This window comes from Photobacterium sp. OFAV2-7, assembly GCF_022347985.1.
In the GTDB taxonomy this organism is placed as follows: domain Bacteria; phylum Pseudomonadota; class Gammaproteobacteria; order Enterobacterales; family Vibrionaceae; genus Photobacterium.
Genome location: NZ_JAKRFQ010000064.1, coordinates 1 through 11,665, shown reverse-complemented (window position 1 = coordinate 11,665; position 11,665 = coordinate 1). Strand labels below are relative to the sequence as shown.

Annotated in this window: 13 protein-coding genes and 1 other RNA gene; 7 read left to right on the top strand and 7 right to left on the bottom strand. The window is 48.1% G+C overall.

Features of this window, described 5'->3' with window-relative positions; translation table 11 throughout:
* Together MHN01_RS06620 and MHN01_RS06615 are read left to right on the top strand one after the other, a co-directional pair.
* On the top strand, positions 1-1,564 hold a 1,564-nt coding region (locus MHN01_RS06620), incomplete at its 5' end, for an ATP-binding cassette domain-containing protein (protein WP_239410592.1).
* Complete coding sequence (locus tag MHN01_RS06615; protein WP_239410591.1) at positions 1,561-3,345, top strand: SmdB family multidrug efflux ABC transporter permease/ATP-binding protein; 1,785 nt, start codon at positions 1,561-1,563, stop codon at positions 3,343-3,345. The genes MHN01_RS06620 and MHN01_RS06615, both read left to right, overlap by 4 nt.
* Positions 3,346-3,449: 104 nt before the next feature.
* Here MHN01_RS06615 and tesB read toward each other — a convergent pair whose 3' ends face one another.
* The gene (gene tesB, locus MHN01_RS06610; protein WP_239410590.1) at positions 3,450-4,310 is read right to left on the bottom strand and encodes an acyl-CoA thioesterase II; all 861 of its coding nucleotides are present in this window, start codon (positions 4,308-4,310) and stop codon (positions 3,450-3,452) included.
* A gap of 121 nt (positions 4,311-4,431) precedes the next feature.
* Between tesB and MHN01_RS06605 the strand changes: the two genes are divergently transcribed.
* Positions 4,432-4,851, top strand: coding sequence for a YbaY family lipoprotein (locus MHN01_RS06605; RefSeq protein WP_239410589.1), 420 nt, complete (start codon positions 4,432-4,434; stop codon positions 4,849-4,851).
* A 45-nt stretch (positions 4,852-4,896) separates the two neighbouring features.
* On the opposite strand, the gene MHN01_RS06600 is transcribed toward MHN01_RS06605, so the two are convergent.
* Positions 4,897-5,202, bottom strand: a complete 306-nt coding sequence (locus MHN01_RS06600; RefSeq protein WP_075761842.1) for an MGMT family protein — start codon at positions 5,200-5,202, stop codon at positions 4,897-4,899.
* Positions 5,203-5,292: 90 nt separating this feature from the next.
* On the opposite strand from MHN01_RS06600, the gene MHN01_RS06595 reads away from it, so the two are divergent.
* The 4 genes from MHN01_RS06595 (at position 5,293) to MHN01_RS06580 (ending at position 8,482) form a co-directional block, all read left to right on the top strand.
* On the top strand, positions 5,293-6,030 hold the full coding sequence (locus tag MHN01_RS06595; RefSeq protein ID WP_239410588.1) for a hypothetical protein: 738 nt from the start codon (positions 5,293-5,295) through the stop codon (positions 6,028-6,030).
* 170 nt (positions 6,031-6,200) lie between these two features.
* An RNA gene (gene ffs / locus MHN01_RS06590) (signal recognition particle sRNA small type) lies at positions 6,201-6,297 on the top strand.
* Positions 6,298-7,078: 781 nt separating this feature from the next.
* Positions 7,079-7,822: a HupE/UreJ family protein gene (locus tag MHN01_RS06585; protein ID WP_239410587.1), complete on the top strand. Its 744-nt coding sequence runs from the start codon at positions 7,079-7,081 to the stop codon at positions 7,820-7,822.
* A gap of 18 nt (positions 7,823-7,840) precedes the next feature.
* Positions 7,841-8,482, top strand: a complete 642-nt coding sequence (locus tag MHN01_RS06580) for a transmembrane anchor protein (RefSeq protein WP_239410586.1) — start codon at positions 7,841-7,843, stop codon at positions 8,480-8,482.
* Between the two features lie 607 nt (positions 8,483-9,089).
* Here the strand turns inward: MHN01_RS06580 and MHN01_RS06575 are convergent.
* The 5 genes from MHN01_RS06575 to MHN01_RS06555 form a co-directional block, all read right to left on the bottom strand.
* Positions 9,090-9,695, bottom strand: a complete 606-nt coding sequence (locus MHN01_RS06575) for a LysE family translocator (RefSeq protein ID WP_239410585.1) — start codon at positions 9,693-9,695, stop codon at positions 9,090-9,092.
* A gap of 2 nt (positions 9,696-9,697) precedes the next feature.
* Positions 9,698-10,117, bottom strand: coding sequence for a DUF2000 domain-containing protein (locus MHN01_RS06570; protein WP_239410584.1), 420 nt, complete (start codon positions 10,115-10,117; stop codon positions 9,698-9,700).
* Positions 10,114-10,722 carry a molybdopterin-dependent oxidoreductase gene (locus MHN01_RS06565; protein ID WP_239410583.1) on the bottom strand — a complete coding sequence of 203 codons (609 nt, stop codon included), beginning with the start codon at positions 10,720-10,722 and terminating at the stop codon, positions 10,114-10,116. The genes MHN01_RS06570 and MHN01_RS06565 overlap by 4 nt, the downstream gene beginning before the upstream one ends.
* A 2-nt stretch (positions 10,723-10,724) precedes the next feature.
* Positions 10,725-11,468: an SUMF1/EgtB/PvdO family nonheme iron enzyme gene (locus tag MHN01_RS06560; RefSeq protein WP_239410582.1), complete on the bottom strand. Its 744-nt coding sequence runs from the start codon at positions 11,466-11,468 to the stop codon at positions 10,725-10,727.
* Positions 11,455-11,665: hypothetical protein (locus tag MHN01_RS06555; protein WP_239410581.1), on the bottom strand; the 211-nt coding region annotated here is incomplete at its 5' end. The genes MHN01_RS06555 and MHN01_RS06560, both read right to left, overlap by 14 nt.

Sequence of the window (11,665 nt, the reverse complement as noted above, 5' to 3'; positions counted from 1 at the left end):
GGCAGGCATTGCCGTGCTGTGGTTCGTTGTCTATATCCTGCGCATTATTTGGCGGGTCTGGTTGTTCGGTGCGGCCGCCGAGCTTGGCACTGTGCTGCGTAATCGCCTTTATCGTCATTTCTCTTCTCATCCACCGGTGTTTTTTGAGCGCTATAAAACCGGCGATTTGATGGCGCGATCCACCAATGATGTCAATGCCGTGGTGATGACTGCCGGTGAAGGCGTGCTGACCGCGGCCGACTCCCTGATCATGGGGCTGGCGGTACTATTTGTGATGACCACGATGTTGAGCTGGGAGCTAACCATTCTGGCCTTGCTGCCTATGCCTTTCATGGCAATGGCGGTCTTTCGTTTCGGCCGCCAGCTCCACACCTGTTTTTCTGAATCCCAGGCGGCATTTTCAGATTTGACGGATAAAACACAGGAAACCCTCAATGGTGTGAGAATGATCCGTGCCTTTGGCCTGGAGCAGCGTCAGCAGGCTGACTTTGCCACTGTGGTCGATAAGGTTGGGGAAAAGAACCTTGCGGTGGAAAAGGTCGATGCCAAGTTTGATCCTGTGATCCAGTTGACGATTGGAATGTCATTCTTTCTCAGTATCGCTGGTGGCGGCTATATGGTCTCTCAGGGGCGTCTGACATTGGGTGATCTGACCGCATTTGCGCTATATCAGGGATTAATGATCTGGCCAATGCTGGCCATGGCCTGGCTGTTCAATATTCTCGAGCGAGGCTCGGCTGCCTGGAAGCGACTTCAGCATATCTTTGACGAGGCTCCGGAAATTGTCAGCGGTGATGCCGCCCTGGCTGCCACGCAGCAGGACTTGCAGGTTGATATCGAGGCGTTTTATTGGAACGGGCAGACGCAGCCGGCGCTGAGCGAGGTAAATGTTACCTTGCAGCCGGGTCAGATGCTCGGCATAGCCGGGCCGATTGGTAGCGGTAAGTCCACCTTACTCTCTTTGCTATTGCGTCAGCAGGAATTAAAACAGGGCAGTATCCGCTATGGCGGGATCAGTATAACCGAAGCCGACCTTAACCATTGGCGGAGCCGGTTTGCTGTTGTCAGCCAAAGCCCGTTTCTGTTCTCGCGCTCAATTGCTGAAAACATTGCCCTTGGCAGGCCGGACGCCTCTATGGAGCAGATCCGCGCGGCAGCTAAGGCAGCCTGTATCGATGACGATATTATCCAGTTCCCGGATGGTTACGAGACCTTGGTCGGCGAGAAGGGGATCACCTTGTCGGGCGGACAAAAGCAACGTATTTCGATTGCCCGGGCCTTGTTGCTAGAGGCGGAAATTCTGGTTCTGGATGATGCGTTGTCTGCGGTTGACGGTAAAACAGAACACCGGATCCTGGCTAACTTGAGGGAGCAACAGAAACAGACGGTTATCGTTATTGCTCACCGCCTGACGGCGCTGGAGCAAGCGGATACTGTTCTGGTGTTGCAGCATGGCCAGATAGCCGAGCAGGGTGATCACCAGACCTTGATTGGAGCGGGAAGCTGGTACGGTGAAATGTACCGCTATCAACAACTGGAGCAGGCAATTAAGGAGGCGAAATGACAGGGAAAGCCGTAAATAAAGTTGTCCTCAAACGGCTGCTGGGTTATGCCTTGCATGATAAGAAAAAACTGGCGATTGCCGTTGGCCTGCTGTTGGTGGCTTCGCTGGCGGATGTTTCTGGTCCCTGGATGATCCAGCACTTTATCGATAACTATATCGCCAAAGATGAGTACCCGCTGGATATGGTGGCAGGGCTGGCACTGGCCTATATCGCCCTGATGGGGATAGCGGCGTGGTTTAAGTATGTGCAGGCTCTGAGGTTTAACGAAATCGCCATCGGTGTGGTGCAGACGGTCCGCAAGCAGTTGTTTGGCAAAGTGCTTAACCAGCCGTTGTCTGCCTTTGATTATATGCCGACCGGTAAGTTGATCTCCCGGATCACCAATGATACCGAGTCGATCAAGGATTTTTACGTCTTCGTGATTGGTACGGTACTGAAGAATGTGATTTTTATCAGCGTGATGCTGGTGGTCATGAGCATGCTGAGCTGGCGCCTGACCATGGTGGTTTTGGTATTGCTGCCTGCGGTTGTTGCCGTGATGGTGCTCTATCAGCGTAAAAGTGCGGATGCATACCGGAAAATGCGTGATCTGCTGGCCGATATCAATGCCTCGATGAGTGAGTCCATTCAGGGCATGAGCCTGATCCAGCTGATGCGCCAGGAGCAGGCGTTCAGCAAGCAGTTTTCCAGCCTGACTCGGCGCCATCTGGAGTCGCAGATTGGGGTGATGAAACTTAACGGGCTGATGCTTAGGCCCTTGATTGATTTTCTCTCCGGGGTGGCGCTGTTGTCATTGGTTGCTCTGTTCGGCATCAGTGGTGCCGAGTTGGTCGGCGTCGGAGTGTTGTATGCCTTCATCAGCTACCTTGGCCGGGTTACCGAGCCATTGATTGAGCTTACCCAGCAGCTCTCTTTGTTGCAGCAGGCGTTAGTGGCCAGCGAGCGGATCTTTGGCTTTATCGATGCCAAACAGCAGCGCTATGGCGATGATGCTCTGCCATTGGCTGCAGGCAGCCTGGAATGCCGTGAGGTCGCATTTAGTTATGATGGTAAGCAGCAGGTACTGAAGGGGATCAATGTCGAGTTGCCGCATCGGGGCTTTCTGGCCTTGGTCGGCCATACCGGCAGCGGTAAAAGTACCCTGGCCTCGCTAATGATGGGGTTCTATCCGATCACCAGTGGCGAGTTGAAGCTCGATGGCAGGCCGCTGGATTCCCTTGAACACTCGGTACTGAGGGAGGGAATTGCCATGGTGCAGCAAGACCCGCATGTTCTTAACGATACCGTCAGGGAAAATGTCTGTCTCGGACGGGATGTCAGCGACACTTTGATCTGGCAGGCATTGGAAAAGGTAGGGCTCGCCGAGCAAATACGGGCTTATCAACAAGGATTGGATACCCGCCTGGGCAGTGGAGAAGCCAATTTGTCGGCTGGTCAAAAGCAGCTGCTGGCCATGGCGCGGGTGCTGGTTGTGCAGCCAAAGATCTTAATTCTTGACGAAGCAACCGCCAATATTGACTCGGGTACCGAGCACCATATTCAGCAGGCGCTCAATGCCTTGCGTCAGGATATGAGTATTGTTGTGATTGCGCACCGTTTGTCGACCATCATGGAGGCTGACGAGATATTGGTACTCAGCCATGGTGCCGTGACGGAGCGGGGTAATCACCAGCAGTTACTGGCTCAGGAAGGGCATTACTGGCAAATGTACCAGTTGCAACAGGCGGGCGAGCACTTGCACCAGATAGAAGAGCAGGGCGTTGCCGAGCTATCGGCTTAAATGCTCTACTTAACAATATCTATCTAAGACAGGTGGCATGAAAAGCTACCTGCTTGTGATGGCTTACAGCAGAGGTTGATTGCTCAACCTCTGTTTTGTTCCGGCTATTGGCCTTGGCGCATCAGTCCTTCCTGGACCGCCGAGGCCACCAGTTCACCTTTCTGGTTGTAAATCTCTCCGCGTACCAGCCCACGCGCTCCACTGGCCGACGGGCTGTCGATGGCATAGAGCAGCCACTCGTCCATCCGGAACGGGCGGTGATACCACATCGAATGGTCGATAGTGGCAACTTTCATTTTCGGTGTCATCAGTGTTACCCCATGGGGCTGCAGTGCCGTGACCAAAAAGCCCCAGTCTGAGGCGTAGGCCAGTACATACTGGTGGATGCGGGGATCATCAGGCATTTCGCCGTTGGCCTTGATCCAAAGGTATTGCTTGGGGGCCTCTGGTTTGGGTGCCAGCGGGTTGACGACGGTGACCGGCCTTACCTCGATAGGTCTTTCGCAGCCAAATGTCTCGACAGCAGCTTTCGGCAGGTGCTCGGCGATTGACTGCACTAGAGCCTGTTCTGAAATCAGTGACTCTGGCGGTGGGACATCCGGCATGGTGGACTGGTGGCTCAGCCCGCTCTCTTCAGCCTGATAAGAGGCCGTCAGATAAAAGATAGGGCGGCCATATTGAATCGCTTTTACCCGCCTGGTGCTGAAGCTTCTGCCGTCACGCAGGTTTTCGACATCGTAGATGATCGGTTTTTGCGGATCGCCCGGGCGTAGAAAGTAGCTGTGAAATGAGTGAACCTGGCGGTTTTCGTCAACGGTTTCTTTGGCAGCAGATAAAGACTGCCCGATAACCTGGCCACCATATACCTGCGGTAAGCCTAAATGTTCACTTTGGCCGCGGAATAAACCTTGTTCAAGTTGCTCTAAGTGTAACAGAGTGAGAAGTTCATTCAGTTCTTTGCTCATCGGAGCTCCAAGTTCCATGATATGATTAGCTGATTTTTACGGATACTTGGTCACAAATTCAAGTGTAATTAACGGGTAATTGCAATGTTAAGAGTTTGTGTCTGATTGCAAGGGGAGAGGGATGAAAAAGATATTTACACTGCTTTCAGCATTGATCGCGTTATTGGTTATTTCAGCTTGTACCAATTTAATCAAACAGGATGCGGATCTGGGAACAGTGGATGGCTCTTTGACTTATAAAGAGCGTATTGCATTACCGAATAATGCCCGTATTACGGTAACCCTATCTGATGTATCAAAAATGGATGTCCCTGCCGAGGTGATCAGCAGCCAGGCTTTCTTGTCTGACGGCAAGCAGGTGCCGTTTGATTTTCAGCTTAACTTTATGAAAGAAGAAATTAAGCCGAACCATACCTATTCAGTCAGTGCCCGTATCGAAGTGAACGGCAAGCTGATGTTTATTACTGATACGTCCAATCCCGTTATTACCGATCCCTCTTTGACGACCAAGCTCAACCTGATGCTGGTAAACGTTCAGTAATACGAGAATCCTCCACGGCGGAATCAGGCTGTGGAGGTACTTTGCCTATCTTCCGTCCCAGCGGTACTTGGCAAGCCTGAGCTTGCCAGATTCAGCAACCTCAATACCTTCTTGAAGCAACCGCTCGCGCTGACGCTGCAGATCGTTCCCGGACAGGGAAATCATGCCTTTTGCATTGATGACGCGGTGCCAGGGCAGCTTCGAGCCTTCGGGCAGGGTCGCCATGAGCCGTCCTACCTGCCGTGCATAGCCGGGGTAGCCGGCAAATTTGGCAATATCCCCGTAAGTTGCCACTTTTCCATGGGGAATTTGGTGAACCTGGCTATAGATTTGACTCGCAAAATCGTCCATATTTATACCTGAACCGAACAAAACATCCCGATAGTTGCTGAATTCTGTTTTTCTCCTTCGCACTATCGGATAACGCAAGGAGGTGCTGCCATGTTGTATGCCGCGTTACTTGTTGTGGTTAGCATTGCGCTGACCGTGTTGGGTGTCAGTGCTTTGGGTTACAGCCAAGGAGAGCTTCCCGCACTGGCATTGGCTATTCCCGCCTTGTGGTTGCTACCGCAAGGTGGTCTTCGCGCTTGGCTGCTACTCGTCGGACTCGGCGCATTCGGTGCCGTGCTACCGGAACAGCCTCTGGCCCTGTCTATCAGTATCTTTATGATGTTACCTGTTTTTTCTGTCAGTTTCTCGCCCAAAAGTGGTTGGCAGCTGGCAGCCTTGCTGATCTCGATCGTGCTGGCCATGGATGTTGGCCTGATGGCACTTCAGGGTGAAGGCAAACTGCCAGGGTATGCATCCTATACGGTGATCCAGGTTCTGGCTGTCACCCTGATCTGGTATGTGGCCCGCAGCTGGCGTCCGGTCGAGGGTAACACCTGGTGGCCGCTGTTTCTGGTGATCCCGCTGTGGGTTGGCGGCATGGAGCATGCCGCACTGGTGGCCCTGTGCGTCACAGGCCTGATAGCCTCGATGCAGGAGATGATGAAAGGCAAGCTGCGTGAGTGGGTGCCACGTCTTGCCTGGGTCTTGCCGGCCGTCGGCTTTGCAACGCTGGTACTGGTGCCGTACTTTGAAGTACCGAACCCGGTACTGGTGGCCTGGTTGCTGGTTCTGGGTGGGGCGCTGCTGGGCGAGTTCTTGCTGGAAGAGCCGGAAGAAGAAGAGCTGTAAACCTGCTTTTTATTCAGGCTGTTATGCTGGTTATATTATCTAAGCGGTATTATCTGGGTAATAAATCAGCAGTCAGTCCAATAAGGGGGATTGCCCCCTTGCATTGTCGCAGGCGTTAGCGGATAATCACCCCCGTTCTCGAAACGAGACAACGAATCTATGGAGGCCCCCATTGGTCCTCCCGCAACACTAACCTGTGAACTCGGCCAGGCCCGGAAGGGAGCAACCGCAGCAGGCGACGTGTGTGCCGGGATGTGGCTGGTGGGGGCTTCCACCCATCTGAAATATTATTATTTTTCAATAATATATCTAGTACAACCTCTTCCCAGTAACACATTGTAGATCACAATAACTTTGTCTCTATCATCTCCAATTCATAGTGCAACCCAACTGCTATGATTTTGCTTACTCAGGTGCTGAGCTGCTTCTGATTTTTCCTTTTTTGCTAAACCGGTACTCGTTTTGGTTCTCTTTAGGTTATCTGCACCATTACCTCGATTGTCTGCTTTATTATCGTAGTGTTGTTGGCCAAAGAATTTGGGATAGAACTTACATAATTTAGCATATGACAGTTGATATCTTGGTTTTGTTATAATATAACATTTCAAGTTTTTCTAACTTTTATGATTCATCCAAATGTCGGCGATGGTGTATGTTTTCTAAAGCACTAACACAATGTATTAGTCTGCTCATGCTATTTATCGTCGCAGTTGGTATGACTTCTTCTGCTATAGGCGAGTTTCGTTCTCACAGCTTGTCTGCAATATCCTCAATCGATAGTGGGCATACTCATACTCATGCTGTCGATGACGAGTATTCCTTTCAACATGATGCAAGCAACCATAATCACACTTATGATAGTGCGTCTATAAAGGCTGTTAATCACATTGTCTTGGCTGGTTTGATGGTATCAACCTATGACAGGCTGATTAGCGGAACACCTATCTATAAACCTTTCAGAATAGAGCGCCCCCCAAGAGTTTTGTTATTTGCTTGATAACAGCCGTAATACGCGGCTAATGAATTTTCAACAAATAATGGAGTTTATATGAACTTACTCTCTTTACGCGAAGAAAGTACGTTGCCTGCTGTTTTGGCTACGTTGCTTCGTAAGGGGATGCTTTATCTCACCCTCACCTTACTCACGATCATGAGCACAGACGTTTTTGCTCATGCCGTTGCACAAGGTGATAAAGGTTATATTCAAGAAATCACGGGCACCAACATTATTGCGTTTATGTATTTAGGGGCGAAGCACATGGTGACAGGATACGACCATATTCTGTTTCTATTTGGTGTGATTTTCTTTCTCTACAAAATGAAGCATATCGCGCTGTATGTGAGCCTTTTTGCAATTGGGCATTCGTCTACCATGCTGCTTGGGGTGTACTTCAACATCGGCATTAACAGCTACATCATTGATGCCATCATCGGGTTGTCTGTCGTTTATAAGGCGATGGACAATTTAGGGGCATTTCAACGATGGTTCGGCGTACAACCCAACACCAAACTAGCGACCTTGCTGTTTGGGTTCTGTCATGGCTTCGGGCTATCGTCAAAAATCATTGAATATGACATTTCTCCTGATGGATTAATTCCTAATCTACTGGCGTTCAACATTGGTGTGGAAATTGGGCAGCTGATTGCGCTTGGCACCATTTTGATTGTGATGGGCTTTTGGAGGCGACATACCAGTTTTTATCGCCAAGCCTACTCAGTCAATGTCGTTATGATGAGCTTGGGTTTCATGCTCATCGGTTATCAATTAACGGGCTACGTTGTCGCTCAGTAAATAGAAAAGGAATCAATCATGTACAACACAGATATGCCAACTCGTGCAGAGCTACCGACAACCAAGCAACTAGTCCGCTCAACCTTTATTGCGTTAGGAACAGCCATCGTACTACTCGTTACCGTTATTTTACCTGCTGAATATGCCATTGACCCAACTGGTGTAGGTAAATCGTTAGGATTAACAGAAATGGGAGAGATTAAGGCTCAGCTAGCTCAAGAGGCCGAAGAGGATAAAGCTAGCAGTGAAGTTATCACCGCAGTGAAAACGGTTGAAAAAGAGCCTGTTAGGACTAAACCTGTAGAGGGTACTCCACAACCTGAGAGTAGTGTGGCCACAGAGCCTGTTTGGAAAGATAAAATCATACTTTCACTCAAACCAGGGCAAGGGGCTGAAGTTAAATTGGTGATGGAAAAAGGCCAAACAGCTCAATTTGAATGGATATCGAAAGGTGGTTCTGTTAATTACGACACTCATGGTGACGGAAATGGTAACTCGATTAGTTATAAAAAAGGTCGCGGCGTTCCTAGTGATGAAGGTGAGATAGTCGCAGCATTTACTGGGAATCACGGTTGGTTTTTCCGTAACCGTAACGATAAAACGGTTATGGTTATCCTTAGAACCAACGGCGATTATGCTCAGATGAAGCGTGTTCTTTAACTGAATCATAGCCTCTATGATATTGCTGATCATAGAGGCTATTATTATCAGGTTTATCTTTAGCTTTTCTATTGAGCGCTAACTGAGTGATGCTATGTCATCTTATGGTTTAAGCAACACGTTTGCTAATTACTCCATAAGCCGACATATCTTTTCTAATTCCTGACATAGTCACTTAGATACGTTACTCAATGATATTTCTGTTCAGAGGGGCACTTTTATGTGTTGTTTGTCCCAGCTCAGATTTGCCCCGTTGCGTGTTAGTACAAAAAATCATTCAAGGTCTATTCATATTAGTTTGCAACCCCCATATTCTTATTTCAAACAGCTAACCAGTGGTGCTCCGAAACTCAAAAAGAAATCGCTAAATAAGGATTTCTGCTCAATCGTACATTCGAATATCTATTCCGTAACGTTCAAACTTTCTGAACTCTAATTTTTTCTGACAGCAGAGATAGATATCATGACGCTTTAAAACAATACAACGTCATGATAACTATCAAGGCATGAAGACTTCAGCCTGAGTGCGTTTTAATAACTGTATGGTTGGAATGGCTATAAACCATTTATTGACTATTCATTTTGATGCTATCAATTATCTATACATTTACATTAACAGGAATGTATTTAAGGAATAAGCGATAAACAATATACCGGCCAATTTTTCTAATGGTTTCAGTATTTTGTGCATTGATGGTGCTATTCGCTCCGTCGTTAACAGGCAAGGCACAAGCGTAAACCAGCTTAAGCAGATTGCTGTAATAACAAGCCCATACTTAATTTGATCTAGTAACACGGTATCCGTAGAAATTACCTGACTGAATACGCTAATAAAGAACAAGGTGGCCTTTGGGTTAAATAGGTTATTGAGAAAACCCTGTATCCAGTAGTTTTCTCGTTTTTTGTCTTTCGGCTGCCCTGCTGAAGTCTGGCTTGGTCTCAGAGAAAGGTAACCCAAGTAAAGCAAATAACTAGCGCCGCAATACTTCATGAAATCCATTAAAAAAACGGAATGTACGGAAGCCAAACGGATAATGCATATCGAGTAGGTGATATGAACCCAAATAGCGGTCGACACGCCAAAAGCCGTTATTATCCCCGCTCGTCGGGAGCCGACTATAGAGTTTCGGGAAACAATCAGAAAATCGGGGCCGGGGGTAATAATGGTAATAGTGGTAATCGCCAGCAAAGAAAGTAGTTCCGTAAGATTCATAGCTACCTCAAAGAAGGCAAGTTTTTGGTCAACTTATCTACTTTTTTCCTTTTTCCGTATATCACTACGCCATCAATATCCAGTTCATCAAAGTTGTCTTCCGATATGGATTCAGAATAGTCAGCATATGACCGGACGCCTTCTGCCCGCCTCAGGAACATAGTGTGATAACAACCCGCTTGCCGGATCGATTTAATCAGGTCGCTATATGTTTTATCTTCAGGTCGCGTGAGGATAATAACCGGTAACTGAGTAAAGCCTTCGACACTGATGTTATCCCGTGTTACGTGGTTTTTGCCGACAATAGCAGGGTATTTTGCAGCAAGCCCCGACATCAAAACCGCAGACCTGTTAGCCGTTACCCCTTTGTTCATACCATCATCAATGATAATGACGATTTTGTTTTCGAACACATTACTCACAATGACTCTCCTTCAATCTGGCTTTTTTCGAATAACTCCAGAAGGTGGGGCTCGGGCATTCGCTCTTTATCCAAGTCAATCGCTTTATGGGGATATGGCTGAATGGTTGCATCGGTATATCCAACAGATGACCATGTTCCCTTTTCGTAGGTATCCGTTATTTCAATTGATTTTAGTGCCTTTACACCCTTGAACTGATAGAGATCGAACACCATTAGCCTGACTGGCTGCCCCCGCTTAAATGAAAGAGGCTCTCCATCCATGTGGGTAACTAACCAGCTATCTCCGCGCAGCAGCGTCTCTATAGAAGTTGTATCAACATAGCCGCCAAGGCTGGTGGCTTTCACAAACTTGCCTTGTGGGTTGGCAAGGGCAAGAAAGTCAGCGAGCCTGAATCCTGTCCACTCGCACTCAAGGCTCCATCCGTTTACGCAGTAAAATCGTCTGCGACCTTTGACCTGTGGAATATGCTTGTGAAGTTCATTAAGAGGAATACTTACCGGGCTCTCTACCATTCCGGTAATATCGAGGTAATGATCATCTGATTCTACAATGACTTTTTCTTTGTTGCCGACATATTCCCAGAAAAATGTTGGTATACGCATAGTTAACTCCTTACATCTTGTGCGATACGAAATCCGATAATGTTGTCCCGTAAGTCAGGAGTATATGACCAGCGTGCTGCAGCCCGGAGGCGAGAGGCGTCGGTTGTCCATGCGCCTCCTTTCAGAACTCTGCGACGGGATACCCGTTCTTCTCGGTAGAAATCCATGTTACGTTTTTGGGGCGTGTCGGTATGAAAGTAATCTGAACACCATTCATACAGGTTTCCTGCCATTTGATAACAGCCAAATGGGGAGACATTTTTCGGAAACTTATCAACATCAACAGATGCTATTTCAATGGGTACATAGTCAGGTGAGAAGTTGGCTATCGCAAGTGTCGGCTCATCCTGTCCCCAAGGGTATGTAATACCCTGAGTTCCTCTTGCTGCCTTTTCCCATTCAACTTCTGTTGGCAGACGACCATTTGCCCATTTTGCATAGGCCTCTGCTTCGTAGAAGCTAATCCCTGTTACGGGTTGGTTATCCCCGGTATATCGGCTTTCGTCCCAAAAGGCCGGCTGCATCTGCTTACTCTCTTTCAGCCATGCAAAGCCGTCTTTAGACCAGAAATCGGCTTTATCATATCCTCCGGATTCTATAAACGCTCGGAACTGAGAATTGGTTACCTGATGCTTTGATATGCGAAACGCAGGGATATCGACTAATACCTTTGGTGATTCAGAGACTGTATCAGAGCCCACATAAGCGGTGCCACAAGGTATTAATATCATCTTATCTAAACTCATAATGTAGACCTTTTAAATATTCGGAAGATGAAGGTGGAAGGCTTGCAAAAAAGAGCATTTCCGGAGAGCCAAATTCATGAACAGTTTTAAGTCCATGAATATTTCTAGCTGATTCAGTGGTAATACATGCGTCGACTTTCCCCTCTGCACATAACTTTGCCGCATCGGAATTACTACTCGCATCGATTATGCTGATA

Excerpts from the sequence above, each read along its gene's own strand:
- MHN01_RS06595 (WP_239410588.1), top strand. The coding sequence starts at position 5,293 with ATGTTGTATGCCGCGTTACTTGTTGTGGTTAGCATTGCGCTGACCGTG.
- tesB (WP_239410590.1), bottom strand. The coding sequence starts at position 4,310 with ATGAGCAAAGAACTGAATGAACTTCTCACTCTGTTACACTTAGAGCAA.
- MHN01_RS06600 (WP_075761842.1), bottom strand. The coding sequence starts at position 5,202 with ATGGACGATTTTGCGAGTCAAATCTATAGCCAGGTTCACCAAATTCCC.
- MHN01_RS06605 (WP_239410589.1), top strand. The coding sequence starts at position 4,432 with ATGAAAAAGATATTTACACTGCTTTCAGCATTGATCGCGTTATTGGTT.
- MHN01_RS06585 (WP_239410587.1), top strand. The coding sequence starts at position 7,079 with ATGAACTTACTCTCTTTACGCGAAGAAAGTACGTTGCCTGCTGTTTTG.
- MHN01_RS06580 (WP_239410586.1), top strand. The coding sequence starts at position 7,841 with ATGTACAACACAGATATGCCAACTCGTGCAGAGCTACCGACAACCAAG.
- MHN01_RS06615 (WP_239410591.1), top strand. The coding sequence starts at position 1,561 with ATGACAGGGAAAGCCGTAAATAAAGTTGTCCTCAAACGGCTGCTGGGT.
- MHN01_RS06560 (WP_239410582.1), bottom strand. The coding sequence starts at position 11,468 with ATGAGTTTAGATAAGATGATATTAATACCTTGTGGCACCGCTTATGTG.
- MHN01_RS06575 (WP_239410585.1), bottom strand. The coding sequence starts at position 9,695 with ATGAATCTTACGGAACTACTTTCTTTGCTGGCGATTACCACTATTACC.
- MHN01_RS06565 (WP_239410583.1), bottom strand. The coding sequence starts at position 10,722 with ATGCGTATACCAACATTTTTCTGGGAATATGTCGGCAACAAAGAAAAA.